Annotated in this window: 25 protein-coding genes; 14 read left to right on the top strand and 11 right to left on the bottom strand. The window is 58.7% G+C overall.

Translation table 11 applies throughout. From position 1 onward, the window contains the following. Positions 1 to 575 precede the first annotated feature (575 nt). Positions 576 to 773: a CCE_0567 family metalloprotein gene (locus tag EST62_RS09295; protein ID WP_129051816.1), complete on the top strand. Its 198-nt coding sequence runs from the start codon at positions 576 to 578 to the stop codon at positions 771 to 773. A gap of 183 nt (positions 774 to 956) precedes the next feature. Here EST62_RS09295 and mdh read toward each other — a convergent pair whose 3' ends face one another. The 4 genes from mdh to EST62_RS09315 all read right to left on the bottom strand — a co-directional run bounded on the left by mdh (position 957) and on the right by EST62_RS09315 (position 3,418). Continuing rightward, complete coding sequence (gene mdh, locus EST62_RS09300; RefSeq protein WP_129051817.1) at positions 957 to 1,889, bottom strand: malate dehydrogenase; 933 nt, start codon at positions 1,887 to 1,889, stop codon at positions 957 to 959. A 424-nt stretch (positions 1,890 to 2,313) separates the two neighbouring features. After that, positions 2,314 to 2,568 (bottom strand): 50S ribosomal protein L27, encoded by a 255-nt coding sequence (rpmA, locus tag EST62_RS09305; protein WP_129051818.1) that lies wholly within the window; start codon positions 2,566 to 2,568, stop codon positions 2,314 to 2,316. 36 nt (positions 2,569 to 2,604) lie between these two features. After that, the gene (gene rplU / locus EST62_RS09310) at positions 2,605 to 2,892 is read right to left on the bottom strand and encodes a 50S ribosomal protein L21 (protein ID WP_129051839.1); all 288 of its coding nucleotides are present in this window, start codon (positions 2,890 to 2,892) and stop codon (positions 2,605 to 2,607) included. 88 nt (positions 2,893 to 2,980) lie between these two features. Beyond that, positions 2,981 to 3,418, bottom strand: a complete 438-nt coding sequence (locus EST62_RS09315; protein WP_129051819.1) for a hypothetical protein — start codon at positions 3,416 to 3,418, stop codon at positions 2,981 to 2,983. Between the two features lie 154 nt (positions 3,419 to 3,572). Between EST62_RS09315 and mutS the strand changes: the two genes are divergently transcribed. Continuing rightward, positions 3,573 to 6,209 (top strand): DNA mismatch repair protein MutS, encoded by a 2,637-nt coding sequence (gene mutS, locus EST62_RS09320; RefSeq protein WP_129051820.1) that lies wholly within the window; start codon positions 3,573 to 3,575, stop codon positions 6,207 to 6,209. A gap of 5 nt (positions 6,210 to 6,214) precedes the next feature. Then, entirely contained in the window at positions 6,215 to 7,642 is a 1,428-nt protein-coding gene (locus tag EST62_RS09325; RefSeq protein ID WP_167599279.1) for a radical SAM protein, read from the top strand. A 77-nt stretch (positions 7,643 to 7,719) separates the two neighbouring features. Here the strand turns inward: EST62_RS09325 and EST62_RS09330 are convergent, their stop codons facing one another. Then, on the bottom strand, positions 7,720 to 9,474 hold the full coding sequence (locus EST62_RS09330; RefSeq protein WP_129051821.1) for an ABC transporter ATP-binding protein: 1,755 nt from the start codon (positions 9,472 to 9,474) through the stop codon (positions 7,720 to 7,722). A 133-nt stretch (positions 9,475 to 9,607) separates the two neighbouring features. Between EST62_RS09330 and EST62_RS09335 the strand changes: the two genes are divergently transcribed. After that, positions 9,608 to 10,012 (top strand): MerR family transcriptional regulator, encoded by a 405-nt coding sequence (locus EST62_RS09335; protein ID WP_129051822.1) that lies wholly within the window; start codon positions 9,608 to 9,610, stop codon positions 10,010 to 10,012. Positions 10,013 to 10,196: 184 nt separating this feature from the next. Next, positions 10,197 to 10,781, top strand: coding sequence for a uracil-DNA glycosylase family protein (locus tag EST62_RS09340; protein ID WP_167599280.1), 585 nt, complete (start codon positions 10,197 to 10,199; stop codon positions 10,779 to 10,781). A 201-nt stretch (positions 10,782 to 10,982) separates the two neighbouring features. Here the strand turns inward: EST62_RS09340 and EST62_RS09345 are convergent, their stop codons facing one another. From EST62_RS09345 to uvrB, 3 genes are all read right to left on the bottom strand, one after another. Continuing rightward, positions 10,983 to 11,306, bottom strand: coding sequence for a transposase (locus tag EST62_RS09345; protein WP_129051824.1), 324 nt, complete (start codon positions 11,304 to 11,306; stop codon positions 10,983 to 10,985). A gap of 80 nt (positions 11,307 to 11,386) precedes the next feature. After that, the gene (locus EST62_RS09350) at positions 11,387 to 13,585 is read right to left on the bottom strand and encodes a bifunctional (p)ppGpp synthetase/guanosine-3',5'-bis(diphosphate) 3'-pyrophosphohydrolase (protein ID WP_129051825.1); all 2,199 of its coding nucleotides are present in this window, start codon (positions 13,583 to 13,585) and stop codon (positions 11,387 to 11,389) included. A gap of 88 nt (positions 13,586 to 13,673) precedes the next feature. Further along, entirely contained in the window at positions 13,674 to 15,728 is a 2,055-nt protein-coding gene (gene uvrB / locus EST62_RS09355; protein ID WP_129051826.1) for an excinuclease ABC subunit UvrB, read from the bottom strand. A 297-nt stretch (positions 15,729 to 16,025) separates the two neighbouring features. Between uvrB and EST62_RS09365 the strand changes: the two genes are divergently transcribed. From EST62_RS09365 to EST62_RS09375, 3 genes are read left to right on the top strand one after another with little or no spacing between them, the layout of a single operon-like run. Further along, the gene (locus EST62_RS09365; protein WP_129051827.1) at positions 16,026 to 18,893 is read left to right on the top strand and encodes a pitrilysin family protein; all 2,868 of its coding nucleotides are present in this window, start codon (positions 16,026 to 16,028) and stop codon (positions 18,891 to 18,893) included. Between the two features lie 12 nt (positions 18,894 to 18,905). Next, positions 18,906 to 20,060 carry an LptF/LptG family permease gene (locus EST62_RS09370; protein WP_129051828.1) on the top strand — a complete coding sequence of 385 codons (1,155 nt, stop codon included), beginning with the start codon at positions 18,906 to 18,908 and terminating at the stop codon, positions 20,058 to 20,060. A gap of 4 nt (positions 20,061 to 20,064) precedes the next feature. After that, entirely contained in the window at positions 20,065 to 20,892 is an 828-nt protein-coding gene (locus tag EST62_RS09375) for an S-adenosyl-l-methionine hydroxide adenosyltransferase family protein (RefSeq protein ID WP_129051829.1), read from the top strand. A 79-nt stretch (positions 20,893 to 20,971) separates the two neighbouring features. Here the strand turns inward: EST62_RS09375 and EST62_RS09380 are convergent, their stop codons facing one another. From EST62_RS09380 to EST62_RS09390, 3 genes are all read right to left on the bottom strand, one after another. Beyond that, positions 20,972 to 21,367: a type II toxin-antitoxin system death-on-curing family toxin gene (locus tag EST62_RS09380; protein ID WP_129051830.1), complete on the bottom strand. Its 396-nt coding sequence runs from the start codon at positions 21,365 to 21,367 to the stop codon at positions 20,972 to 20,974. Further along, complete coding sequence (locus EST62_RS09385) at positions 21,364 to 21,585, bottom strand: AbrB/MazE/SpoVT family DNA-binding domain-containing protein (protein ID WP_129051831.1); 222 nt, start codon at positions 21,583 to 21,585, stop codon at positions 21,364 to 21,366. The genes EST62_RS09380 and EST62_RS09385 overlap by 4 nt, the downstream gene beginning before the upstream one ends. An 83-nt stretch (positions 21,586 to 21,668) precedes the next feature. Further along, on the bottom strand, positions 21,669 to 22,079 hold the full coding sequence (locus EST62_RS09390) for a type II toxin-antitoxin system VapC family toxin (protein WP_129051832.1): 411 nt from the start codon (positions 22,077 to 22,079) through the stop codon (positions 21,669 to 21,671). A 75-nt stretch (positions 22,080 to 22,154) separates the two neighbouring features. Between EST62_RS09390 and EST62_RS09395 the strand changes: the two genes are divergently transcribed. The 6 genes from EST62_RS09395 (at position 22,155) to EST62_RS09420 (ending at position 25,916) form a co-directional block, all read left to right on the top strand. Continuing rightward, positions 22,155 to 22,487: a helix-turn-helix transcriptional regulator gene (locus EST62_RS09395; protein ID WP_129051833.1), complete on the top strand. Its 333-nt coding sequence runs from the start codon at positions 22,155 to 22,157 to the stop codon at positions 22,485 to 22,487. A 72-nt stretch (positions 22,488 to 22,559) separates the two neighbouring features. Next, positions 22,560 to 22,865: a thioredoxin family protein gene (locus tag EST62_RS09400; protein ID WP_129051834.1), complete on the top strand. Its 306-nt coding sequence runs from the start codon at positions 22,560 to 22,562 to the stop codon at positions 22,863 to 22,865. Between the two features lie 4 nt (positions 22,866 to 22,869). Continuing rightward, positions 22,870 to 23,916: a permease gene (locus tag EST62_RS09405; RefSeq protein WP_129051835.1), complete on the top strand. Its 1,047-nt coding sequence runs from the start codon at positions 22,870 to 22,872 to the stop codon at positions 23,914 to 23,916. 28 nt (positions 23,917 to 23,944) lie between these two features. Then, entirely contained in the window at positions 23,945 to 24,379 is a 435-nt protein-coding gene (locus tag EST62_RS09410) for an arsenate reductase ArsC (RefSeq protein ID WP_129051836.1), read from the top strand. Beyond that, a complete protein-coding gene (arsB, locus tag EST62_RS09415; RefSeq protein ID WP_129051837.1) occupies positions 24,376 to 25,431 on the top strand; it encodes an ACR3 family arsenite efflux transporter in 1,056 nt (351 codons plus the stop codon). Before EST62_RS09410 ends, arsB begins: the two co-directional genes overlap by 4 nt. 47 nt (positions 25,432 to 25,478) lie before the next feature. Beyond that, complete coding sequence (locus EST62_RS09420; RefSeq protein ID WP_129051838.1) at positions 25,479 to 25,916, top strand: arsenate reductase ArsC; 438 nt, start codon at positions 25,479 to 25,481, stop codon at positions 25,914 to 25,916. Positions 25,917 to 26,017: the final 101 nt, after the last annotated feature.

Below are 26,017 nucleotides of genomic sequence, written 5' to 3' on the forward strand. Positions count from 1 at the left end.
TGTAGTTTTTTCTGACTTTTCGCATGGTGAATTCCTCCGTTTTTGTACTCTAACTCAAACGGCTGAATTCTCCAATTTACGCTGAACCAAAACAATTTTAGGTTCCAAAAACATAACGCCAGAGTTTGTGGTTAGCAAGTTTCTTCAACAGAATGGATTTGTTGGTGTATCTGTTAAAAGGTCGTTAGCTACTTATCGGTAAACGATAAATTATCAAAGTCGTTTTATGGTGCTGAGTTTTCTTGACGGCAGTCAAACAAAAAAGCGACCCGATATGGTCGCTTTTTTGTTATTGAATCGATGCGTACACCGTTCTTCAGGTGAAAGGCGCTTCGAGCATTTTACAGTTTTCGTCGATCCCGACTTCTGCAAGAGGTCGAGACTGTTCTGAACGTTTTTTGATCAAGTCTGGTTTACTTGCTTGATGTTTCGGGATGCGAGCGTATCTGCTTAAATAATTAAGGATGATGACCTGTCACTCCTTTCTTAATTTATGGCAGGCATGAGGCGAACCGCATCGAAGTCCACAACCGGGCGCAATATTTATCCACAGTAAAACCAGAGGAGAAAACACCATGTCAGAAGAGGCCAATGAGCTGAAAAAGGAGCTTGCCAGGCGTAAGCGGATGGCGATCGGGATCGCATCGGAGATTCACGATATTGTCGAAGATACGCTCTGGGTTGACTACGAGAAGATGCCAGGACTTGCCGAAAAGCTCGTGGCCGCCGTGCAGGAGGCCAACCGGTTCAAGGCAGACAACTGCCTCTCATGAAATCTCTGCGTTGAGAGTGTGGCGAGAAGAGCATCGCCGATGTTATCGAGATATTCAGGACAATCCACTGTGCGTCAACAGCGTTAAAACGCCAAGAGGCGGCCCCGGTTTCGCTTCCGGAACAGCCTCTTTTCATTTCGTGCATTTGACCGCAGAACGCGGGACTGGTCGTTTGACTTGGCGTCAGGTGAAAGGCGCTTCGAGCATTTTGCAGTTTTCATCGACAATCAGCGCGGACTTCTGGAGCATGTCGAGGTCGCTCTGGTCGAGCTTGATTTCGTAAACCTTTTCCACGCCGTTCTTTCCGAGCTTGACCGGGACGCCGACGAAGGTGCCGTCGATGCCGTACTCGCCGCCGAGGCTCACGGCGCAGGTCAGTACGCGCTTGCGATCCAGCACGATCGACTCGACCATCTCGACCACCGATGCTGCCGGAGCGTAGAAGGCCGAACCCTGCTTGAGGTAGTTGACGATCTCCGCGCCGCCGGTGCGGGTGCGCTCGACCAGCTCCGCGATCCTATCGGCAGCAATGAGGTCGGCAATAGGAATGCCCGCCACCGTGGTGTACTTGACCACCGGCACCATCGCGTCGCCGTGGCCGCCGAGCACGCAGGCGGTCACATCCTGCATCGAAACGCCAAGCTCCATGGCGATGAACGAGCGGAAGCGCGCCGAATCGAGCACGCCGGCCATGCCGATGACCCGCTCCTTCGGCAATCCGCTCTTCTGCCAGGCGACGTGGGTCATGATGTCGAGCGGGTTCGAGACCACCACGATGATCGGATTTTTGGAGTGCTCCATGATCTTTCCGGTCACCTCGCGGACGATACCGGCGTTCATCGTGAGCAAGTCCTCGCGGCTCATGCCGGGTTTTCTCGGCAGACCGGCGGTGATGACGACGATGTCGGAGTTCGCCGAATCGGCGTAGTCGTTCGAGCCGGTCACGTTGGTGTCGAACAGGCCGACCGGGCCGCTTTCGTACATATCAAGTGCTTTGCCCTGAGGTATGCCTTCGACGACATCGAGCAGCACGAGCTCCCTTGCAAGCTGTTTTTCTGCAAGACGGAATGCCGTGGTGGCCCCAACGTTGCCTGCGCCAATAACGGTGATTTTCATAATGCACTTACGGGTTTTGGTTTCTGTTGGAATGATGTCCTTGCCTGGTAGCAGCAGGGGACATGTTTAGCATCAGCGCTGTCGCTGAAAATCCGGGAGTCGCTTGTCAATCCTCATCGAGACGGATTTCCGCGGAAATCCGCATTGTGCGCTCAAGAAACTTGAATCAATACGTTCGGCAAGAACTGCCTTGCCTGGAATATACACCAAGACGCCCGGTACCTCCGGCTCGCAGCGGAAGCCGCAGGTGAAACGCACAAGTTAGTGATCGGGCAGAAAAAGCTCTTGGCGCTTGCGCCAAGAGGGGCAGTAGCGTTTCAATCGGCGATGTATCGGGATGCTCGACAATAGAGCGTAAAAAAAGCAAGCCGTTCATGCTTGTCCGGCTTGCTTTCAATATAAGTGTAATGCATCTCCACCCAAATCAGGAGGGGATGATATCGACCTGTTTTTTGTTGTTGCGGCCGTTCCTGAAGTGAACGGTACCATCGACGAGGGCGAAAATGGTGTGATCCCTGCCGAGTCCGGCGTTGTCGCCCGGCTTGATGGCCGTGCCGCGCTGACGGAGAATGATGGTGCCCGCGTTGACCGTGGAGCCGCCTGCGGCTTTCACGCCGAGGTATTTCGGATTGCTATCGCGGCCGTTTTTGGTCGATCCGCCGCCTTTTTTATGTGCCATGAGACTAAAAAATTAGTGTTATCAATTCCTGTTCGTTCAGATCGACATCACTTCGACCTGGGTCATGTGCTGGCGGTGTCCGTTACGTCTCTGGAAACGCTTGCGGCGTTTTTTCCTGAACACGATGACGGTTTCGTCCCGGACATGGTCAAGCACCTTGACCGTTGCTTTGCCTTCATTCATGCTTGAATCAGCCTGATTGACCTGCATGAGAGTCTTCACTTCGATAACGTCGCCTGCGGCGGCCTTTTGCCTGGGGACAAAAATTTTGTCGCCCGCTTTTACCAGATACTGTTTGTCGGAAATCTCGATCAGGGCCTGCATCATTAGTAATAGTTTGGTGATAAAGAGCAAGAATATACAAGAAAGAAACCGTTTTTCAAATCATCGCAAACTTCTTTCGCAGAGAAGTTCAGCGCAGGAAAAAAGTCACGAGAAGCACGACGGCGAACATGCTGAACGAGATCGTGAACAGCCGGTACCATGCCGTGTATTGCGCCGTGTCGCAGGGGTAGGTGATGGGCTGGATCGCTTTGACGATAAAGCCCATCGTGAGGGCGATCTGGAGGAGCATCAGGCCGATCTTGGCGAAAACCCACGGCGTCCAGCCTTCGTAGAAGTGCGCCAGCAAAAGGCCGGAGAGGATGACCGAAATGACGGCCACGTCGGCCATCTTCGTTTCGAGCTTGATGAAGCGGCGCAGCAGCAGCGAGTGGTCGTTGGCCTGTTGCTTGTCGCCGGTGAGGCCGGGTTCGAGCGTTTTGAGCAGAAAGAGGGTCGCGAAGATGGTGCCGAACCAGGCGGCGAAACCCGTGATGTGTATGACGCGCAGGAGAGCATGAAAATCCATGAGAGAACGATGGTTGATAATTGTGATGCTGATGCCAAGATATTGCGCCGTCTTCAGCTTTTCAAGCTTCCGTGAAAGCTTGTTTTTTTTGCGTGACTGCTTTAGTTTGACTGTCCACGAAATCCGGCGGTAACAGACAATATCACGAAGAAATATGGCCAAAGAGGCGCAGGCCCGAAAACAGGAGGCGACACCGATGATGCGCCAGTATCTCGATGTCAAGGAGCGTTATCCCGGCTACCTGCTGCTCTTCCGCGTGGGCGATTTCTACGAAACTTTTCTTGATGACGCCGTCATGGTCTCCTCGGCGCTGAACATCGTCTTGACGCGCCGCTCGAACGGCAGCTCCGCCGAAATTCCGCTCGCCGGATTCCCGCATCACGCCAGCGAGGGGTACATCGCCAAACTCGTGATGAAGGGGTTCAAGGTGGCGGTGTGCGACCAGGTCGAAGACCCGGCGACGGCCAAGGGGATCGTCAGGCGCGAGATCACCGACATCGTGACGCCGGGCATCACCTACAGCGACAAGATTCTCGACGACCGCCACAACAACTACCTCTGCGCCGTCGCGCCGGTGAAGCGGGGGCGCGAGCATCTGGCGGGCGTGGCTTACGTGGATGTGACCACCGCCGAGTTCCGCATGACCGAACTGCCGCTCGGTGAGCTGAAAGATTTCCTCCAGTCGCTCCGCCCGTCGGAAATACTGATCTCGTCGCGTGACAAGGAGCTTCGCGAATCTCTCGCCAAAAACCTCTTCACCGGCGCGCTCTTCACGGTGCTCGACGAGTGGATGTTCACCGATGAGCAGGCGACGCGGGTGCTCGAAAACCACTTCAAAACGCACTCCCTCAAGGGTTTCGGCATCGAGGGGTACGAGGCCGGACGGATCGCCGCCGGAGCCATCCTTCAGTACCTCGAAGAGGCCAAACAGGGAAGTCTGAAGTATCTCGTGCGCATTGGCCTCGTCGAGAGCGGCGAGACCATGACGCTCGACATCCAGACGCGGCGGAACCTTGAAATCATCTCGTCGATGCAGGATGGCACGCTGAACGGAAGCCTGCTCGAAGTGCTCGACCGGACGAAGAACCCGATGGGGGCGCGCCTGCTCCGGCGCTGGCTGTTGCATCCGCTACGGAAGCTGGAGCCGGTGGTGCGGCGGCACGATGCGGTTGAGGAGCTGCTCGACGCGCCGGAGCTGCGCGAAGAGGCGCGGCGGGCGCTCGGCGGCATCATCGATCTGGAGCGGGCGCTGGCGCGAATCGCCACCTCGCGGGCGATGCCGAGGGAGGTGCGCCAGCTCGGTTCGTCGCTCGCGCTGGTTCCGCAGCTTCGCTCGATGCTCGACGGATGCCAGTCGCTCCGGTTGCGCGAGCTGGCCCTCCGGGTCGATGCGCTGCCGGAGCTGGCCGACACCATCGAACGGGCGCTCGATCCGGAGGCGAGCGGCGCGGTGCGCGACGGCGGCTACATCCGTTCCGGCTACCACGAGGAGCTTGACGAGCTGCGGGCGATCTCGTCCGGGGCGCGTGACCGGCTGCTCGAAATCCAGCAGGAGGAGCGCCGCCGCACCTCGATTTCGACCCTGAAGGTGCAGTACAACAAGGTGTTCGGCTACTACATCGAGGTGAGCCGCGCCAACAGCGACAAGGTGCCGGAGGACTACGAAAAGAAGCAGACGCTGGTCAACGCCGAGCGTTACACCATTCCCGCGCTGAAGGAGTACGAGGAAAAAATCCTGACCGCCGAACAGAAGAGTGAGCTGCTCGAACACCGGCTGTTTCAGGAGCTGTGCGCCGCCGTTGCCGCAGAGGCAGCCTCGATCCAGACGACCGCCGCCGCGCTTGCCGAACTCGACTGCCTCGCCTCGTTCGCCTCCTGCGCCGACGAGTACCACTACTGCCGCCCGTCGATGAACGAGGGTAAGGAGCTGACGATCAGCGGCGGACGCCATCCGGTGCTGGAGCGCATTCTCGGCGCGGACGAGCCGTACATCTCCAACGACTGCCGCGTCGGCGCGAGCCAGCAACTGCTCATCATCACCGGCCCCAACATGGCGGGAAAAAGCTCGTACCTCCGGCAGGCGGGCCTCGTCGTGCTGCTCGCGCAGGTGGGAAGCTTCGTACCCGCCGAGAGCGCCGAGATCGGTCTCGTTGACCGCATTTTCACCCGCGTCGGCGCGTCGGACAACCTCACCTCCGGCGAGAGCACCTTCCTCGTGGAGATGAACGAGGCGGCGAGCATTCTGAACAACGCCACCGACCGCAGCCTTCTCCTGCTCGATGAGATCGGGCGGGGAACCAGCACCTTCGACGGTATGTCGATCGCCTGGTCGATGTGCGAGTTCATCCACGACCAGCTCCGCGCGCGCACGCTTTTCGCGACGCACTACCACGAGCTGGCCGAGCTGGAGTCGCGCTTCGAGCGCATCGCCAACTTCAACGCCACGGTGGTCGAGACCGCCGACACGGTGATCTTTCTGCGCAAAATCGTGCGCGGCGCGTCGGACAACAGCTACGGCATCGAGGTGGCGCGGATGGCCGGAATGCCGCCGGAGGTGATTTCGCGGGCCAAAGAGATTCTCGCCGGAATGGAGAAGCGCGAAGTCGAGGTGCCGACGCAGCGGCAGGCCACGTCGCCGATTATGGCGCGGCAGATTTCGCTCTTCGAGGAGGAGGAGAGCCGCCTGCGCAAGGCGCTTTCGGGCCTCGACATCAACCGGCTCACGCCGCTCGACGCCCTCATGGAGCTGAAGCGGCTTCAGGAGATCGCGCTCGACAAAGGAGCAAACTGAATCCCATGAGCACGGAACATCGTCCTCTCTCGGTCTTACTCGTCTTCGTCCAGGCATCGAGCGGCGTGGACGGCGCGGCCTCGCTCGACGGAGCCGCCAAATCCGGCATCTCGCTGCTCAAGGATCGCGCCATGAGCGGTGTCATCAAGCGGGCGCAGTTCGCCATTCCGCCGCTCTCGCTCATGATTCTCAGCTCCGTCGAAGTTGCGGGCGTCACGCAGGAGATTTGCGACCTGCGCTTCGACAAGCTGCCGCTCGACCGGCATTGGGATCTGGTCGGCATCAGCGTGCAGACCGGCGCGGTGCGTCCGGCGGTCGAAATTGCCGCGCTGTTTCGCGAGCGGGGCGTGCCGGTGGTGCTGGGCGGGCCGTACGTCTCGATCTTTCCGGAGCGCTGCAGCGAGCATGGCGACACGCTGGTGATCGGCGAAGCCGACGAGCTGTGGCGCGAGGTGCTCGAAGATTTGCGGCGAGGCCAGCTCAAGCCGGAGTACCGGCAGGGGGCGTTTCCCGATCTCTCCGCACCGCGCCCGGTCAGCAAATCCGCGCTCCGGATCAATCGCTACTTCACCACCAACGTCGTGCAGACCACGCGCGGTTGCCCCTACAGTTGCGACTTCTGCAACGTGCACGTCATGAACGGCCACAAGCTGCGCCACCGCCCGGTCTCGGAAGTGGTGCGCGAGGTCGAGGCGTTTCTGCGCGAGGACAGGCGCATCTTTTTCTTTCTCGACGACACGGTCAACGCCGACGAGGCATATGCCGCCGAGCTGTTCTCGAAGCTGATTCCGTTCAACATCAAATGGGTCGGGCAGGCCACCACGCTGCTCGGCGAAAATCCGAAGCTGCTCGACATCTTCGCCCGCTCCGGCTGCGGCGCGCTGCTGGTGGGCATCGAGAGTCTCGCCGACGAGAGCAACCGGGCGCACCACAAATTTCACAACCCAGCCGAGCGGCAGGTGCGCTGCATCCAGGAGATTCGCAAGGCGGGCATCTGCGTCTATGGCAGCTTCATCTACGGCCTCGACGGCGACACGCTCTCGATGCCGGAGCGGATCGACGCCTTCATCGACGAAGCGGGCGTTGACGTGCCCGGCATCAACCTGTTGCGCCCGATTCCGGGCACTGGCGTCTTCACGCGCCTCGCCGAAGAGGGGCGGCTCCTGCACCCCAGCCACGACCACGACGCCTTCCGCTTTTCTTGGGGCCAGGAGATGCTCTACCTGCCCAAGCAGATGAGCCTGGACGAGTTCATTCCAAGCTATACCGAACTTACCTCGAAGGTGTTCACCCCGCGCCGGGCCATCGAGCGGGCGATGCGCGCGCCCACGCTCCGCTCGGCAGTGCTGATGTTCAACATGCTCTACGTGCACATGTACGGGCTTTCAAGAAAAGATTTGCAGCGGCAATTGGCCGAGCTGGCGAGAGGGTGAGCAGTGGACTTTGTGGACGAAGATTGAAGAGCGATTCTTCGGGGTTTTGTCCACCAAGTCCACCCAGTCCACCCTCTTCAACTCAGAGCGCTAATTTCTTCTTCGAGCATTTGCTGCATGTAGAGGTCGGCGTAGTAGCGGCCGTTTTCGAGAAGCTCTTCGTGGGTGCCGCTTTCGGCGATGGCGCCGTCGTGCAGCACGATGATGCGGTCGCAGTTCCTGACCGTCGAAATGCGGTGGCTGATGAGCACAATGGTGGTTTCGGGCAGCTTTTGGAGCAGGCCGTCGAAGATGCTCGCCTCGGTGGCGGTATCGACCGCCGAGAGCGCGTCGTCGAGCACGAGGATCGACGGTTGCCACCGGAGCGCTCTGGCGATGCAGGCCCGCTGCTTCTGGCCGCCCGACAGGTTGATTCCCTTTTCGCCGAGCATGGTGTCGAAGCCGTCCGGGAAATCCTCCACGTCGTCGTGCAGCATGGCGATGCGGCTCGCTTCGATCACGTCGATGCCGCCGCCGTTGCTGCCGAAATCGATGTTCTTGCGGATGGTGTCCGAAAAGAGGAAGTTTGACTGCGGCACGAAGCCGATGGTGCGCCGGATCGCGCCAAGCGACAGGGTTTTGATGTCGCGCCCGGCAATCGTGATGCGCCCGCTCGTCGGGTCGTAGAGGCGCGGAATCAGATTCACCAGCGTTGACTTGCCGGAGCCGGTCGCGCCGACGATGGCCAGCTTCGTACCCGGCTCGACGGTAAACGAGATGTCGCGAAGCACTTCGCGGTCGGGCTGCGAGGGGTAGGTGAAGCCGACATGCTCGAACGTCAGCTCGCCCTTGAGCGGCCTCTTCGTCTCGCTCGCCTGCCCGGAGGCCGGTTCGACGATCTCCGGCTTCGTGTCGAAAATCTCGTCCAGCCGACCTTGCGCCGCCGCCGCCTTCTGAATGATGTTGGTCACCCAGCCAATCGAAATAATCGGCCAGCTCAGCATCGTCACGTAGATCACGAACTGCGCGATATCGCCGATGGTCATTGTGCCCTTCATCACGCCAAGGCCGCCCGCCCAGATGACTGGAATCAGCGAGAGCGCCGTCATCGCGGTCAGCACCGCCATGAACCCCGCCTGGATTCTGCCGAGCCGCAGGTTCTTGCTGTAATAATCCCGGTTCAGCGCCTCGAACCGGCTGGTCTCCCACTCCTCGCGATTGTAGTTCCTGACCACCCGGATGCCGGAGATGTTCTCCTGCACGAGGTTGGTGATGGAGGCGTAGTTTTCCTGGATTTTTTTCGACTGATGCTGAAGCGAGACGCCGGTTTTGTACACCGACCAACTGAGGAATGGCGCGGGAAGCAGCGCGAACAGGGTCAGAATCGGGGAGATGGCGAACATCGCGACGATGGCGAAGAGCAGCCGGAAGAGCGTGTTGATCGAGTACATGATGCCCGGCCCCAGAAAGTCGCGGATGGCGTTCAGGTCGTTGGTGCCTCTCGAAATCAGCTCGCCCGATCCGGTGCTGTCGTAAAACGAGGTGGAGAGGGTTTGCAGGTGCGAGTAGTAGTCGTTCTTCAGGTCGAACTCGATGTGCCGGGAGGTGACGATGATGAGCTGGCGCACGAGATAGAGCAGGATGCCGCTGAGGGCAGCGAAGAGAATGTAGAGTCCGGTCTTGTGCAGAATCTCGCGCATCTCGAACGGCTTGCCCATGAGGTCAATTGCTTCGCCGAGAAAACGGGGCGCGGCGACCGCGAAAAAGTTGGTGGCGACGACGCAAACGATGCCTGCGACAAGCGATTTCCGGTAACGGAAAAGATATGGGCGCAGAGCCAGCAGATTTTTCATCCGTTCTTTTTTGATGTGACGCAGTTAATGTATAATAAGTGGAGCGAAAACAAAATGGCGCTGCCATAAACTTGTTGCCACGGCTTGTCAGGGCTGCTTGCAACATTTTTTTACGCCTTAACAGACTTCAGCGATGGCCTTTGAATCCAGCAAAAGTTACTATTCGATTGGCGAGGTGAGTCGGATTTCCGGCATCCCCGCCTACCTGCTCCGGTACTGGGAGGACTATTTCAGCGAGCTTGTTCCAGCCAGGGACACGCGGGGGAACCGGCGTTACACCAACCGCGATATCGCGATGGTGCTCAACATCAAGGAGCTGGTGTACGAAAAAGGGTACAAGCTGAACAAGGCGAGCCAGATGGTCAAGAGCGGCAAGGCGGATGATGCTGGGGCCGACCACAAGACCAGCGAAATCCTCAAACTGCAAAAGCAGCTTTCAAGGGAGCAGAAGCAATCCGAAATCACCGGCGAGCGCCGCAAAATGCTGCTGCTCGAAATCAAGGACGAGATCGAAGAGATTCTTGAGCTGATGGGGTGATGTGAGGGGGGAGATTGTCGCGCCTCGCAGCACTCGTTTGTGGTGACGAAAGGGGGGAATGATTTTAGGGGGTTTCGGGGTGGAATTGCGGTAATATCTGCATTGTTAATGAACGATGGTTGTAGGCGTCTTATGCAGAAACCATATAAACACTGTTATGCGTTAAATGACTAGTAGCGCAAAAATGCCAAAAGCATACCTTGAACTTGCTAATGAACGAGTCAACTATCACTTGAACCACTTGAAAAAAAATTACCATCAACCTGAGTACTTCGGCTATGATTTCAAAGATTGGGTGAGTCCATATACTAAAGGCGCTCATCAGCCTGGAGGCGTCGCAGTGATACTTCAAGACTGGTCAAGCTCCGAAGGGCTATCGGGAGACGTTTGCCCTGAGATACAAGAGTATGGTCGAACTCTAGAGCTCAAGACAAACAAAAGGCTTGAGTGTCTTCTACAATCCTTCTTCGGCGTCGGAATATCTGGAACTTATGCCACCAATGTGTTTCCCTTCGTTAAGGAAGGAAATATGTCGAGTTTCATTCCCACCAAAGATATCATTGAGGTGTCGATGATCTTTCTCAAGCGCGAACTCGAAATTGCATCCCCAAAATATGTTATCGGACTTGGCCGAAAAGCCCAACACGCTTTACAAAGTTTAAAGATAGCACACATCGCCATACCACATCCAGCGGCTCGCATCGGAACAATCGAAAAGCATCGCGTTGCTTGGGAAATGGCATTGGCGGGTTTTCGGCGTGACGCATAACCAGCTGCTACAGTAACGCTAACTCCTCGCAGCAAATAAGGATAGATCTTATGCTCCGGATGCGGTTTGCTGGTGTTTGGGCCGGGAGCCATGCCCGTCACCAGCAGGTCGTCGTCACTGGGCGAATACGGCTCCGGCTTGCCGTAATAACCCGTGCGATTCACATCGACCAGTTGGCATTGCGTCGAAACCGGCAACGACTCATCGCCGCCGATCCAGCTTTTCCGCAGCTTCACAGGTAAGGCCCGACTTTTTTTTCAGCCAATCCAACTGCACCTTGAGCCGACCGATCTCGGTGTAGAGCTTTTCAGGATCCGGGGACGAATCGACTGGTTTCGGCCCTCGCTTCGTCTCGAAAATTCCGGGAGCATTTTCGAGGATTTCCCGTTTCCACAGGCCAACCTGAGACGGGGGTACCCCGAACTCCTGGCCGATTTCGTTCGTCGTTTTGTCGCCCCGGATTGCCTCCAGCGCCACCTTGGCCTTGAACTGCGCCGTGAACTTGTTGCGTTTCTTCTCGCTCATAACTTGACCTTGTTTTCAGCCAAGTTACCACCTTAAACCGCTGTCCGAAAATCGGGGGCCACGATACTTATCCCCTCCCCTCAACTCGACAACCGCTCCACGGTGAACACACCCTGCACTTTCCGCAGCTTGTCCATCAGCGTCGTAAGTTTGTCAGTGTTTTTGACGAAAATCATCAGATTGCAGGTGAAGATGCCGTCTTTGGCGTTCAGGGCGATGGTCCGGATGTTGGTGTCGAACCGGGAGATGACGCCGGTGATCTGGTTGGTCATGCCGATCTTGTCTTCGCCGACAATGCGGATGCCGGCGAGGAACTCCGTGTCAACCTTGCGGTTCCAGGCGACCGAGACGATCCGTTCGCTTTTTACGCTGTTTTCGTTGGTGACGTTGACGCAGTTCTTGCGGTGAATCTTGACCGCGCCTTCGGTGGTGACGAAGCCGATGATGTCGTCACCAGGCACCGGATTACAGCATTTGGCGTAGGAGTAAGCGATATTGTTCAACCCGGCGATGGTCACTTCGTCCTTTTGGTGGCCGAGGCGCTCCTGCACTTCACGGGCGATTTCGGCGAAATCCTTGTGCGGCCCCCTCTGCTGAATGTTGCTCTCATGCGTTTCGCCGCTCTTGTTGTGCGGGTGGGTGATGCGCTCCAGCACCTCTTCGCTGCTGATCTGCTGGTTGGCCAGCGCATTGAACAGATCGGCGGGCGTCTTGATGCCGTGCTGGCGGATAGCGCGAATAGCGTCGTTCTCGGTGAAGAGCTTCTTGCTGCCAGAGACCATCTTTTCCCAGATGCTCCGCCCCTTTTCGATCTCCCGGCGGCGCTCTTCGTTGATGGCGGCGCGAATCTTGAGCTTGGCGCGGTGCGTCACCACGATCTTCAACCAGTCCACCTTCGGCTTCTGGCTCTTTGATGTAATTACTTCCACGCGGTCGCCCGACCTCAGCTCGGCGTTCAGCCGCACGATCTTGCCGTTGACCTTTGCGCCGATGCAGCCGTTGCCGATTTCGGTGTGAATCGCGTAAGCGAAGTCGATCGGCGTGGCTCCGGCGGGCAGAATCTTCATGTCGCCCTTCGGCGTGAAGACGTAAATTTCGTCGTGATAGAGGTTGAGCTTGAACCCCTCCATGAAAGCCGCCGCTGTATCCGCATCCTTGATAAGCTCACGGGCCCACTTGAGGAATGAATCGACCGCCGCGTCGTCTTTGCTGATCTTCTCCTTGTAGCGCCAGTGCGCCGCGACGCCAAGTTCGGCGAATTCGTGCATCCGGCGCGTCCGGATCTGCAACTCGATGACGTATCCTTTCGGCCCGATGATCGCCGAGTGGAGCGACTGGTAGCCGTTATGCTTCGGAATGGAGATGTAATCCTTGAAGTGTTGCGGTATCGGCGGGAACTTCTGCGTAATGTAGCCGTAAACGGCGAAGCAGTCCGAAAGCTTGTCCGTATCGATGATAACACGGATGCCGTAGAGATCGTGAATGTCGTCGAACTCCTTGTTCTTCATCCGCATCTTGTTGTAAATCGAACAAAGATGCTTGGCTCGCCCCTGCAATTCCACGGTGAATCCCTGCTTTTCAAGATCATCCTTGATCGGATCGATCATCTTGTTCAGATAGGCGACTCGCTCGTTGCGGCTCAGGCGCACTTTTTTGAGCAGGTAGTCGTACATCTCCGGATCGATGTACTTGAGAGCGAGGTTCTCCAGATCGACCTTCATTTTACCGAGACCGAACCGATGGGCGAGCGGCGCGTAGATGTCGCGCGTTTCGAGCGCCATGCGCAGGCGGCGGTGCTCCGGCAGGGAGTCGAGGGTGCGCATGTTGTGCAGGCGGTCGCAGAACTTGATGAGAATCACGCGAATATCCTTGACCATCGAGAGCAGCATCTTGCGGAACCCTTCTGCCTCGGTGGTTTCGCGGTTGACCATGATTTCGGAAATCTTGGTCAGCCCCTCCACGATGTCGGCAACCTCCGCGCCCAGCTCGGCGGCGATGTCGTCGTAGGTGTAGCCACTGTCTTCGATGACGTCGTGCAAAAGCGCCGCCGCAACGGAAACGCCGTCGAGCGGAAGCTCGGTCACGAGCAGCTTGGCGACCTCCACCGGATGGTAGAAGAATGGCTCGCCGGAAGCTCGCTTCTCCCCCTCGTGAGCGCGGTAGCACATGAAAAACGCACGCTGGATGAGCGATTCGTCGTAGTTCTTGAGATTCGCCCGGCAAAGCCGCAGGATTTCGTGCAGTTTCTGGTAGTGTTCCTGTTCTATCTGGGCCAGCATGGAAGTACGCTTCTCCGGAATTGGAAATTTGATCGAATGATAGGCTGAATATTCATGATATGAAATCGAGGCTTCAGGTCAATACTTTTTACTCCGTCATCTGCTCGATTCGCTCCTGAAGCATCAGAATTTCGTCACGCAGGTAGGCCGCTTTTTCGTAATCGGTCTCCCTGGCGGCCCTCTGCATTTCGGTGTTCATCTCGGCGACCATCAGCAACACCTCGCTGCGGCTCATCGTGTTGAGCAGGCCGCGCAGCTCCAGTTCGGGGCGCTTCTGCAAACCGAGGCGCTTGCGGCGGTAGCGCTCCTCGGCGTCGGCCACGCTGGTGGTGTTGAGCACCTGATCGACCGATTTGATGATGGAGCGCGGCTCGATGCCATGCGTTTCGTTGTAAGCCTGCTGGATGCGACGACGGCGGTCGGTTTCATCGAGCACCTCGCGCATCGAGTCAGTGATCTTGTCGGCGTAGAAAAGCACCTTGCCTTCGAGGTTTCGCGCCGCGCGTCCGGCGATCTGCATGAGCGATTTGCCGTTGCGCAGGAACCCCTCCTTGTCGGCGTCGAGAATCGCCACCAGCGACACCTCCGGCAGGTCGAGGCCCTCGCGCAAGAGGTTGACGCCGACCAGCACGTCGATGTCTCCCGTGCGGAGTTCGCGCAGAATCTGCATCCGTTCGAGGCTCTTGATCTCGGAGTGCAGGTACTGCGAGCGCAGCCCGACCTTGCGGAAATAGGCGTGCAGGTCTTCGGACATGCGCTTGGTGAGCGTCAGCACCAGCGACTTCTGCCCCTTGGCGATGCGCTCGCGGACACGCGCCAGGAGGTGGTCGATCTGCCCGGCGACCGGATGCACCTCGATTTGCGGATCGAGCAGGCCGGTGGGCCGGATGAGCTGCTCGACCACCACCCCGCCGGAGCGCATCAGCTCGTGCTGCGCGGGCGTGGCCGACACGCAGATCACCTGCGGAACCATCTCCTCGAACTCCTCGAAGCGCAGCGGCCGGTTGTCGAGCGCCGAGGGGAGCCGGAAGCCGTGCTCGACGAGCACCGTCTTGCGCGACCGGTCGCCGCCGTACATGCCGCGAATCTGCGGCAGGCTGACGTGAGACTCATCGACCACGACGAGGAAATCCTCCGGGAAATAATCAAGCAGGCACCACGGCCGCTCGCCCGGTTTGCGCCCGGCGATGTGGCGGGCGTAGTTCTCGATGCCGGAGCAGTAGCCCAGCTCCTTGATCATTTCCAGGTCGTAGCGGGTGCGCTCTTCGAGCCGCTGCGCCTCGACCAGTTTGTCTTCGGCGCGAAGGGTGTTCAGCCGGCCCGCCAGCTCGTTTTCGATGGCGAGCATCGCCGGCTCCAGCTTTGCGCTGTCGGCCACGAACTGCCGGGCCGGATAGATAAAGGCGTACTCATCGCTCCCGATGATTTCGCCGCTTTTCGGATCGAAGGTCTGGATGGAGTCGATCTCGCTGCCGAAGAACTCGACGCGCAGCGCCAGCTCCTCGTGGCCCGGCACCAGGTCGATCACGTCGCCGCGCACGCGGAAGCGCCCCGGCGAAAGATCGACGTCGTCGCGGAAGTAGTGCAGCGCCACCAGCTTTTGCAGGAACTCGTCGCGATCCATCTCCATCCCCTGCCGCAACTCGATGATCTGCGCCAACCAATCCTCCGGCGAGCCGAGGCCGTAGATGCAGCTCACCGAGCTGACCACGATCACGTCGTTGCGCCCGGAGAGCAGCGCGCTGGTCGCCCGCAGCCGGAGCCGCTCGATCTCGTCGTTGATCTTGAGGTCTTTGGCGATGTACTTGTCCATCGACGGGATATACGCCTCCGGCTGGTAAAAATCGTAGTAACTGATGAAGTACTCAACGGCGTTGTGCGGAAAGAACTGCTTCAGCTCGCCGTAGAGCTGGGCGGCGAGGGTCTTGTTGTGACTCAACACCAGCGTGGGGCGATTGATCTGGGCAATGACGTTCGAGACCGTGAAGGTCTTGCCCGATCCGGTCACGCCGAGCAGCGTCTGCCAGCGGTCGCCCCGCAACACCCCCTCGGTCAGCGCCCGGATCGCGCCGGGCTGGTCGCCCGTGGGGCTGTATGGACTGGCAAGACTGAACTCTCCTCCCCGATGCTCGACTCTCAGCATAGACTTTTCCTGAATGATAAGCGGTGACAAATACCCAAATCAGAACTATTAACCGGTGCTTATAGTTCTTCAGCCCGACAGACGCGATGTGTCCCGTCCTGAATCTCTGACGGTTTTTTCCCGTCACTTTGCCGGATTTTTCGTAATCTACGGCTTTGTTTGAACCGGAACGAGCGACTGACCGATCTTTACTGAATACGATGCGACGCTATGTTCAACAGCTCTTTACTGAAATCAACGGGCAGAGTGCTCGCCATCGGGCTTGCGCTGTTCCATCTCATCTCCTGTACATCCACTATGACTGAAAACAATACGAACCTGAAAGAAAATTATTCATACACCACCGTCCCCGGCGACTCGCTGCAAACGCGGATTTACACGCTGAAAAACGGCCTCACCGTGTTTATGAGTCCGTATCACGACGAGCCTCGGATCTACACCTCCATCGCCGTGCGGGCGGGCAGCAAAAACGATCCCGCCGAAACCACCGGCCTGGCGCACTACCTCGAACACATGCTCTTCAAGGGCACCGATTCCATCGGCTCGCTCGACTATGCGAAGGAGCACACCGAGCTTGAAAAAATCATCGAGCTGTACGAAAAGTACCGCGCCACCAGCGACCCGGAGCATCGCGCGGCGATCTACCGCGACATCGACAGCATCTCGAACGTGGCGGCGCAGTTCACCGTACCGAACGAGTACGACAAGCTGCTCAACTCCATCGGCGCCAAAGGCACCAACGCCTACACCTGGGTGGAGCAGACGGTCTATATCAACGACATTCCCTCCAACGAACTCGACCGCTGGCTCACCATCGAGGCGGAGCGCTTCCGCAACCCGGTGATGCGCCTCTTCCACACGGAACTTGAAACCGTCTATGAAGAGAAGAACATGACGATGGACAGCGACAGCCGCAAGCTGTGGGAGGAGCTGTTCGAGGGATTGTTCACGAAGCACACCTACGGCACGCAGACCACCATCGGCACCGCCGAGCACCTGAAAAAGCCGTCGATCAAGAACGTCATCGACTACTACCGCTCCTGGTACGTGCCGAACAACATGGCGATCTGCATCGCGGGCGACTTCGACCCCGACGCGACGATCCGCCTGATCGACCAGAAGTTCGCGAAGCTCGAACCGAAAGCGGTACCGGAGTTTCATCCGCCGGTCGAACCCGAAATCACCGCGCCGGTCGTCAAAACCGTCACCGGCCCGGAGGCCGAAGAGCTGGTGCTCGGCTTCCGCTTCGGCGGCGCTGATTCGCGCGACGCCGACATACTGGCGCTCATCGACAAGATTCTGTTCAACCAGACCGCCGGCCTGATTGACCTGAACCTCAACCAGCAGCAGAAGGTGCTCGAAGGCGGCTCGATGCTGGTGCTGATGAAGGACTACTCGGCGCACATCCTCAGCGCCAAGCCGCGCGAGGGCCAGAGCCTCGACGAGGTGAAGGCGCTCTTGCTCGAACAGCTCGACCTGGTCAAAAAGGGCGAGTTCCCCGACTGGCTCGTGACGGCGGTCATCAACGACCTCAAGCTCGAAGAGCTGAAGGCTTGCGAGTCGAACCGGGGCCGCTCCGAGGCGTTCGTTGACACCTTCGTCTGGGGCATGGCCTGGGAGCGGCAGGTCAACCGCTTCGCGCGGCTCGAAAAGATCACGAAGTCGGAGATCGTCGAGTTCGCCAAACAGCACTACGGCGAGAACTACGTCGCCGTCTATAAAAAACACGGCCAGCGCAAGAGCGAGGCGAAAATCCAGAAGCCGCAGATTACGCCGATCAAGGTCAACCGCGACCGCTCGTCGGTCTTCGCCGAAAACCTGCTCGCCCGGAAAAGCGGCGAGGTGCAACCCGTGTTCGTCGATTTCAAAAAGGACATCGGCTACCACGACCTCACCCCTGAGATCAGCCTCAACTACGCGCAGAACAGGGAGAACGAGCTGTACAGCCTCTACCTCATGTTCGACGCCGGTTCCAACCTGAACCGCAAGATCGACACGGCGCTCGACTACCTGTCGTACCTCGGCACCTCGCAGCTCTCGCCCGCCGAGTTCAGCCAGGAGCTGTACCGCCTCGGCGCGGAGTTTACGGTGCTCACCTCCGATGACTACGTTTACCTGAAGCTCTCCGGCCTGAAGGAAAATTTCACGCAGGCGATCGCGCTGCTCGATGAGCTGTTGCGCGACGCGCAGCCCGACGCTCCGGCGCTTGAAAAGCTCAAGGAGGGCATCCGAAAGGAGCGCGATGACGAGAAGCTCTCGAAGCGTAAAATCCTCTTTGAAGCGATGGTCAACTACGGCAAGTACGGCCCGCAGTCGCCCTTCACCAACGTGTTGAGCGACGAAGAGATCGACAAACTGACGCCCGAAGAGCTGCTTGGCGAGATCAAAAACTTTATGAACTACCGCCACCGCGTGCTCTACTACGGCCCGGACGCGCCGGAGACGCTGATGACGGGATTGCGCACCATGCGCCACTTCGGCCAGGCATTCCAGCCGGTGCCAGTGACCGATCCCTTCGTGGAGCTTGAAACCGCGAAAAGCCACGTTTACGTAGTCGATTACGACATGACCCAGGCCGAAATCATCATGCTGTCGCGAGGCGCGGGGTACGACGCATCGACGGCGCCGCTGGTCACGCTCTTCAACGAATACTACGGCGGCGGCATGTCGTCGGTGGTGTTCCAGGAGATGCGCGAAGCCAAAGCGCTGGCCTACTCGGTCTTTTCGGTCTACCGCCTGCCAAAAGAGAAGGATCGCCACAGCTACCTCTTCAGCTACATCGGCACCCAGGCCGACAAACTGCCTGAAGCGCTCGAAGGGTTCGGCGAGCTGATGCAGAAGCTGCCCGAATCGCCGGAGCTGTTCGCCTCGGCCAAGGCGGGCATCGACCAGAAAATCCGCACCGAGCACCTCACCAAGGGCGACGTGCTCTTCGCCCTCGAAGAGGCGCGGAGGCTCGGCCTCGACCACGACATCCGGCAGGATGTTTTCCGCGAAGTGCCCGGCATGAAGTTCAGCGACATCGAGCAGTTCCACGAAACGCGCTTCCGCGACAAGCCGCAGATCATGCTGGTGCTCGGCAAAAAGGAGCAGCTCGATCTCGCAACGCTTCGCAAGTACGGCGACATCAGCTTCCTGACGCTCAGGGAGATTTTCGGCTACTGAGCGGGAGACCCGATGAACGACGGCAAAGCGACACCGCGCGGACAAGGCAGCCGGAAGCATCGGCTCCCGAAACTGCCCTTCACGGGCAATCTCAGTATTATTGACCGCTACATCGCGCGGCAGTTCCTGGCGACTTTTCTGTTCGCGCTGGCGAGCTTCGCCGCGCTTTTCATCATCATCAACCTTGTCGAAAACCTCGACCGGTTCATGGACAAGCAGGTCCCGCTCGGCACGGTCATCATCTACTACCTCAGCGGCCTGCCCGACACCTTCCTGCTGACCTCGCCGCTCAGCGCCCTGCTCGCCTCGCTCTTTGTCACCGGCAAGCTCTCGATGCAGAGCGAACTGGCCGCGCTGAAATCGGCGGGCATGAGCCTGTCGCGCCTGATGAAGCCCTTCCTGATAGCCACGCTGCTGATCACGGCGGCCAATCTCGTCAACTCCTGCTTCATCGATCCGGCGTTGTACAACTGGTCGAAAGGCTACGAGCGGCGCTTTCTGAACCGGCAGCAGAACAACCATGAAGGGCCGCTGCACATCCGGGAATCGAGCAACCGCATCCTCACCGTCGGCCAGATCGCGCCCGACCGGATCAGCGCCACAGCCATCTCGTTCGAAACCTTCAGCCAAAGTCGCCTGGTCTCGCGTATCGACGCCGATTCGCTCAGAATGCTCCCGCTCAATAATGTCTGGGTGTTCTACAACACGAAAAAACGCACCTTTGCGAACGGCGTTGAAAACCTCGTCGTCAATACGGGCAGTGACACCCTGAAACTGTCGCTGGCCCCCAATACCTTCCGGATGATCGACACCGACCCGGACGAAATGAACATCATGCAGCACTACGATTTCATCCGGCAAAAGGAGCGCTCTGGACTGCCGGAACTCGAAAAGGCGACCGTCAAGCTGCACACCAAAATCGCCCTGCCTCTGGCCAGCATGATTATCGTCCTGATCGGCGTGCCGCTCTCCTCAAAGAAAAAACGCAGCGGCCTTGCGGTCGAAATCTCCATCAGCCTGTTCATTGGCCTTCTCTATCTCGGAATGCTCAGAACCATCGGCAGTCTCGGTTACGACGGCCTGCTGAATCCCGTGCTCGCCGCCTGGCTGCCCGACCTGCTCTTCATCACCGCCGGCGCGCTCCTGTACCGGTCAGCCAACCACTGACGCCATGCTCCAGCCGCCCGTCATCGCGCTCATGACCGACTTCGGCCTCGAAGACGCCTTCGTCGGCGTCATGAAAGGGGTCATCGCCACCATCTGCCGCGAAGCCCGCGTCATCGACCTGACCCACGCCATCAGCCCGCAGAACGTCCGGCAGGCAGCCTTCCACCTCGACCGTTCCATCGCCTACTTCCCCGACGGGACAATCTTCGTCAGCGTCATCGATCCCGGCGTCGGCACCGCCCGGAGAGCCATCGGCGTCCAGGCCGGGCCGTACTTTTTCATCGCCCCCGACAACGGCCTGCTGACGACGATCTTCAAGCGCTGGCCGGAAGCCAAATGCCACGAACTGACGAACGCGAACTACCAGCTCGCCAACCCAAGCGCCACCTTCCACGGCAGAGATCTCTTCACCCCCGCCGCCGCGCACCTCGCCGCCGGAGTCCCGCTCGAAGCCTTCGGCCCTGCGATTAACGTCGCGGAGTGCGCAAGAATCGAGCTATGGCAAAACACACCACTCGATAACGGAAACGGCTGGCAAGGCGAAGTCATAGCCACCGACCACTTCGGCAACCTCATCACCTCCTTTGAAGCCGGGATGCTTGCGGACGGAAGCAACTGGCAAGTCACGGTCGGCAACTCCGCGCCGCCATTGCGAATCGTCCGAACCTACGGCGAAGTCGAACAGGGCAAACCCCTCGCCTACATCGGCAGCAGCGGCATGATCGAGATCGCCATCCGCAACGGCAACGCGAGCGCGAAGCTGGGAGTTGGCGATGGAGATGTGGTGGAATTATGTAGGGGCGAGTTTCACGCCCGCCCCGCGGTCGGTTGAGCTAAACAGTTGCAGGGGCAAACCTGCGTGCCCGCCCTCTTCCCTGGGAGCGCCGAGCGCCTGCTCGGCATAATTCAGGTTATGCCCGTTCCGCCAGAAAAACCGACCTGCTTTGAAGCCAGCTCGAAAAACCGGCTTCATCCATTTCACCCGCCGCCAAAGCCAAAACGGCATGAACGGCTTCGGCTTCCGACGACCGCAGTTGCCATCCGTTGATAGTCAGAAACACATAGACCGCAAGAAACCCGGTGCGTTTGTTACCATCGACAAATGGATGGTTACGAATAATGCCATAGGCATAGGCGGCCGCCAGATCAAAGACGGACGGCTCGCCATAGTTTGCCTGGTGTTGCGGACGCGCAAGGGCTGAAGACAACAAACCCTCATCACGAACGCCTGTGCTGCCGCCATGCTCGGCAATCTGTTCGTCGTGAATGGCCATGACGACCCCAGCCAGAAGCCAGCGCCAGCTCATTTGGCAAGCTCGTGAAGAGCGTTCCGGTATTCGGACATGCCTTGACGGGCAGCCTCCATTTGCTCTGCAAATTCGGGATCGTAAGGCGTCACCGTGTAACCGTCAGGTGTTTCCGTCAAATAGACGACGTCGCCCTGCTTCACCTTGAGCCGCTCCGCCACAGCCTTCGGCAGGATAACCCCCGTCGAATTGCCAATCTTTGTCACCGTAGCCCGCATAGAAGCTCCTCTGTTTTTGTTATACTACATGTTATAACAAAATAAGGCAGGATTCAAGAGGATTTCTCGCGCGCTCGCTATTTTCAGAACGACATGAGCAGCATGACCCAGGCTTGGTTCATGGGCGATCTCAAGGTCGGCGCTAAAAAAAGAAATAATCCGTCAACGCCGCTGAATTCCCTGACGTTGTTCAAAACCAGCACCGCGCTGAGCACTTTGGCGTGGGCGGCGATCATGGCGCCAAGTGAACCGATGGGTGTGCCTCGCCGTTCGAGATTGTTGCTGATCTCGCAGTAATGCCAGATCACGGAAGCATCGAGCGGGAAAAGGTCGAAAAGATCAAAGAACACGGTACGCGCTTGCCGGTTGCGCTCCGGGCCGCTTTTGATAACGCTGAAAGTCAGCTCCGATGCTGTCACGCTTGATATGGCGATATTGCCCGGCCTCTCGCGGCGAAAGCGTTCAAGAACATGAGGCGGCCTTTTGTTGATAATGTATCACTTTCTTCATTTTTCAATTTGCATCCAACGCTATTCATCGTACATTTACGATGAACGAAAACAAAACCAATGCAGAGAACCCTGTCCGACATCAGCTACTCCACCGACGAAATCGCGCTGGCGGCGATTGCCAAGGCGCTTAGCCATCCGGTGCGGATTAAAATTCTGCGGCTGCTCGCGGGCGAGACCTGTTGCTTTACGGGTGAACTGACCAGCCTCATTCCAATGGCGCAGTCAACCATTTCGCAGCATCTGAAAGCGCTGCTCGAAGCGGGGCTGATCCAGGGCGAAATCAATCCGCCGAAGGTCAAGTACTGCATCCATCGTGAAAACTGGGCGAAGGCCCAGGCGCTGTTCGGCGATTTCTTCACCAGCGAAAAGAGCGGCGGATGCAACTGCTGAAACCGGAATTTTTTAACAATAGCGACACCTTTATAAATCGTTTATTTACGATAAACTCAAAACAACAGAATCATGAAAGAGATCAAAATTCTCGGATCGGGATGCGCCAAATGCAACCAGCTTACCGAAGCGGTCAAGGCCGTCATCGCTGCTGAAAACATCGAGGCCGATGTGCAGAAGGTCGAAGACATGCAGCAGATCGTGTCGTATGGCGTGATGTCAACGCCCGGCCTGGTGGTGGATGGCAAGGTGGCGTGCACCGGGCGCGTGCCGTCCGGCGACGAACTTCGCCAGATGCTCACCGCCGCGCCGAAGCCCTCCGGCTGCTGCGGCAACCACGCCAAAGGCATTGGCCGCCAGAACGGAAGCTGCTGCTGAAACCATGCAACAGCGCGATCAACAAAGCACCAAAGCCCCGGCCTGGATCGCCGGGGTTGCGGCAGCGGCGGCGCTCTGGGCGGCGCTTTACCTGAACCTCGAAGCTGGCGCTGACCTGCTCGTCGGCGCACTCGGCATGAGCCGCGCCACCCCGTTCGGCGAGGCGCTGCATTTCTTTATCTACGAAACGCCGAAGGTGCTCCTGCTCCTGACGGCGGTGGTGTTCGTGATGGGAGTGGTGCACACCTTCATCTCGGCGGAGCGGACGCGCGCGATGCTCTCCGGCAAGCGCGCGGGCGTCGGCAACGCGATGGCCGCCACGCTCGGCATCGTGACGCCGTTCTGCTCCTGCTCCGCCGTGCCACTCTTCATCGGCTTTTTGCAGGCGGGCGTGCCGCTCGGCGTGACCTTCTCGTTCCTCATCTCCGCGCCGATGGTCAACGAGGTGGCGCTTGCGCTGCTTTTCGGCATGTTCGGCTGGCAGGTCGCAACGCTCTATCTCTCGATGGGACTGCTGGTTGCGGTGATTTCGGGCATGGTGATCGGCAAGCTCCGCCTTGAGCGCTTTCTCGAAGAGTGGGTGCAGCAACTCCAGAACAGCGCGGTCTCGTCCGAATTTTCCGCCGAAGCGGTGAGCTGGCCGGAGCGGATTCGCGAAGGCTTGCGCCATGTGCGGGAGATCGTCGGCAAGGTGTGGCTCTTCATCGTGCTCGGCGTGGGCCTCGGCGCGGGCATCCACGGCTACGTGCCGGAGAACTTCATGGCCGCGCTGATGGGCAACGAGGCGTGGTGGTCGGTGCCCGCCGCCGTGCTGATCGGCGTGCCGATGTACTCGAACGCCGCCGGAATCATTCCCGTCGTGCAGGCGCTGCTCGGCAAGGGCGCGGCGCTCGGCACGGTGCTGGCGTTCATGATGAGCGTCATCGCCCTCTCCGCGCCGGAGATGATTATCCTCCGCAAGGTGCTCCGCCCACAGCTCATCGCGGTTTTTGCCGGAGTCGTGGCGACCGGCATCATGCTGGTGGGGTTCGTGTTCAACGCAGTGTTTTGAATCGCATAACTCACATTCTGACAAAGACATGAAGCAATCGATACTCATTCTCTGCACCGGCAACTCCTGCCGGAGCCAGATGGCTGAAGGGTTCCTGCGTTCCTTCGACCACGAACTTGAAGTATTCTCCGCAGGCACCATCCCGGCTGGCGAAGTTCATCCGCTGGCGGTTCAGGTGATGCGGGAAAAAGGGATCGACCTCTCCGCAAACCGGCCGAAAAGCGTTGACGAATTTCTCTCCAGGCCGTTCGATTACGTCGTGACGGTTTGCGACGGCGCGAACGAGTCCTGCCCGATGTTCAGCGGCGAGGTGAAACAGCGCCTGCACATCGGCTTCGACGATCCGGCGGGGGCCACCGGCAGCAGCGACGAGGTGCTCGCAGTCTTTCGCCGGGTGCGCGACGAGATCGAAGCGCGGTTCAGCGAATTTTATCGCGAAACCATCCGGGGAGAAAAATCATGAGTAACACGACAAAACAGCTCTCGTTCCTCGACCGCTACCTGACGCTCTGGATTTTCCTCGCGATGGGCATCGGGGTGCTCTCCGGCTATCTCTATCCGCAGATCGCCGGATTCTGGAACCGCTTCCAGTCCGGCACCACCAACATTCCCATCGCCATCGGCCTCATCGTGATGATGTATCCGCCGCTCGCGAAGGTAAAGTACGAAGAGCTTGGCGACGTGTTTCGCAACACGAAGGTGCTGGCGCTTTCGCTCGTGCAGAACTGGGTGATCGGGCCGGTGCTCATGTTCACGCTCGCCGTGCTGTTCCTCGCCGACATGCCGCACTACATGGCCGGTCTCATCATGATCGGGCTGGCGCGCTGCATCGCGATGGTGATCGTCTGGAACGAGCTGGCCAAGGGCGACACGGAGTACGCCGCCGGGCTGGTCGCCTTCAACTCGGTGTTCCAGGTGCTCTTCTTTTCGGTCTATGCCTGGGTGTTTCTGACGGTGCTGCCCGGCTGGCTCGGCTTGAGTTCGTTCCGCGTCGAGATCACCATCGCCGAAATCGCCTCGTCGGTCTTCATCTATCTCGGCATTCCCTTCATCGCCGGATTTCTGACCCGCTTCGTCATGCTGCGGCTGAAGGGGCGCGAGTGGTACGAAACGGTCTTCGTGCCGCGCATCAGCCCGCTGACGCTGGTGGCGCTGCTCTTCACGATTGTCGTCATGTTCTCGCTCAAAGGTGAATACATTGTGAAAATTCCGATGGATGTGGTGCGTATCGCCATTCCGCTGCTCCTTTATTTTGTCATCATGTTCCTCGTGTCGTTCTGGATGGGGCGCAAGATCGGCGCGGACTACTCCAAAACCACCACGCTCTCCTTCACGGCGGCGAGCAACAACTTCGAGCTGGCCATCGCCGTGGCGGTCGCGGTTTTCGGCATCGACTCCGGCGAGGCCTTCGCCGCCGTCATCGGCCCGCTGGTGGAGGTTCCGGCGCTGATCGGCCTGGTAAACGTTTCACTGTGGTTCAGGGAGAAGTGGTTCGGCGACGTGAGCGAAGCCTGACAACGCCTGGATGTTTGCTTCGACTTCAAACAAAAACCTGTACGAAGATGGAAAAGAAACAACATGTGCTCTTTCTCTGCACCGGGAACTCGGCGCGGAGCCAGATGGCCGAAGGGCTGCTCAGGGAGATGGCTGGCGACCGGTTCGAGGCCATGAGCGCCGGTCTGGAACCAAGAGAGGAGGTTCATCCGCTCGCGATTGAAGTGATGCGGGAGGTCGGCATCGACATCGCCTCGCAGAAACCCAAGCCGGTGGACATCTACCTCGGCAGGGTTCCCGTAAACTATCTCATCGTTGTCTGCGACAAGGCCCAGGCAAGCTGCCCAAGAATCTGGCCGGGCCTTCTCGATGGACGCCGTTTTTTCTGGCCTTTGCCGGATCCTGCTGATCAGAGCGGTACGAGAGAGGAGCAGCTTGCCGGTTTCAGGGCGGTGCGCGATGAGCTGCGCGGACAATTGCAGGAGTGGGTTAAAAGTGTCGAGTGATCTATCCCGTCCGCCGGAACTCTACGTCCTTCTCCGTAGCGATTCAACCAGCCCGGCTGCCGCCCGAAGCGATCGACGCAACCGCCACCGGAATCGGGCGC

The sequence above is a fragment of the Chlorobaculum sp. 24CR genome (genome assembly GCF_004118635.1).
GTDB lineage: Bacteria > Bacteroidota > Chlorobiia > Chlorobiales > Chlorobiaceae > Chlorobaculum.

What these genes read in the sequence shown, in the direction of transcription:
- EST62_RS09295 (WP_129051816.1), top strand. Translation starts at nt 576, where the DNA reads ATGTCAGAAGAGGCCAATGAGCTGAAAAAGGAGCTTGCCAGGCGTAAG.
- mdh (WP_129051817.1), bottom strand. Translation starts at nt 1,889, where the DNA reads ATGAAAATCACCGTTATTGGCGCAGGCAACGTTGGGGCCACCACGGCA.
- rpmA (WP_129051818.1), bottom strand. Translation starts at nt 2,568, where the DNA reads ATGGCACATAAAAAAGGCGGCGGATCGACCAAAAACGGCCGCGATAGC.
- rplU (WP_129051839.1), bottom strand. Translation starts at nt 2,892, where the DNA reads ATGCAGGCCCTGATCGAGATTTCCGACAAACAGTATCTGGTAAAAGCG.
- EST62_RS09315 (WP_129051819.1), bottom strand. Translation starts at nt 3,418, where the DNA reads ATGGATTTTCATGCTCTCCTGCGCGTCATACACATCACGGGTTTCGCC.
- mutS (WP_129051820.1), top strand. Translation starts at nt 3,573, where the DNA reads ATGGCCAAAGAGGCGCAGGCCCGAAAACAGGAGGCGACACCGATGATG.
- EST62_RS09325 (WP_167599279.1), top strand. Translation starts at nt 6,215, where the DNA reads ATGAGCACGGAACATCGTCCTCTCTCGGTCTTACTCGTCTTCGTCCAG.
- EST62_RS09330 (WP_129051821.1), bottom strand. Translation starts at nt 9,474, where the DNA reads ATGAAAAATCTGCTGGCTCTGCGCCCATATCTTTTCCGTTACCGGAAA.
- EST62_RS09335 (WP_129051822.1), top strand. Translation starts at nt 9,608, where the DNA reads ATGGCCTTTGAATCCAGCAAAAGTTACTATTCGATTGGCGAGGTGAGT.
- EST62_RS09340 (WP_167599280.1), top strand. Translation starts at nt 10,197, where the DNA reads ATGCCAAAAGCATACCTTGAACTTGCTAATGAACGAGTCAACTATCAC.
- EST62_RS09345 (WP_129051824.1), bottom strand. Translation starts at nt 11,306, where the DNA reads ATGAGCGAGAAGAAACGCAACAAGTTCACGGCGCAGTTCAAGGCCAAG.
- EST62_RS09350 (WP_129051825.1), bottom strand. Translation starts at nt 13,585, where the DNA reads ATGCTGGCCCAGATAGAACAGGAACACTACCAGAAACTGCACGAAATC.
- uvrB (WP_129051826.1), bottom strand. Translation starts at nt 15,728, where the DNA reads ATGCTGAGAGTCGAGCATCGGGGAGGAGAGTTCAGTCTTGCCAGTCCA.
- EST62_RS09365 (WP_129051827.1), top strand. Translation starts at nt 16,026, where the DNA reads ATGACTGAAAACAATACGAACCTGAAAGAAAATTATTCATACACCACC.
- EST62_RS09370 (WP_129051828.1), top strand. Translation starts at nt 18,906, where the DNA reads ATGAACGACGGCAAAGCGACACCGCGCGGACAAGGCAGCCGGAAGCAT.
- EST62_RS09375 (WP_129051829.1), top strand. Translation starts at nt 20,065, where the DNA reads ATGCTCCAGCCGCCCGTCATCGCGCTCATGACCGACTTCGGCCTCGAA.
- EST62_RS09380 (WP_129051830.1), bottom strand. Translation starts at nt 21,367, where the DNA reads ATGAGCTGGCGCTGGCTTCTGGCTGGGGTCGTCATGGCCATTCACGAC.
- EST62_RS09385 (WP_129051831.1), bottom strand. Translation starts at nt 21,585, where the DNA reads ATGCGGGCTACGGTGACAAAGATTGGCAATTCGACGGGGGTTATCCTG.
- EST62_RS09395 (WP_129051833.1), top strand. Translation starts at nt 22,155, where the DNA reads ATGCAGAGAACCCTGTCCGACATCAGCTACTCCACCGACGAAATCGCG.
- EST62_RS09400 (WP_129051834.1), top strand. Translation starts at nt 22,560, where the DNA reads ATGAAAGAGATCAAAATTCTCGGATCGGGATGCGCCAAATGCAACCAG.
- EST62_RS09405 (WP_129051835.1), top strand. Translation starts at nt 22,870, where the DNA reads ATGCAACAGCGCGATCAACAAAGCACCAAAGCCCCGGCCTGGATCGCC.
- EST62_RS09410 (WP_129051836.1), top strand. Translation starts at nt 23,945, where the DNA reads ATGAAGCAATCGATACTCATTCTCTGCACCGGCAACTCCTGCCGGAGC.
- arsB (WP_129051837.1), top strand. Translation starts at nt 24,376, where the DNA reads ATGAGTAACACGACAAAACAGCTCTCGTTCCTCGACCGCTACCTGACG.
- EST62_RS09420 (WP_129051838.1), top strand. Translation starts at nt 25,479, where the DNA reads ATGGAAAAGAAACAACATGTGCTCTTTCTCTGCACCGGGAACTCGGCG.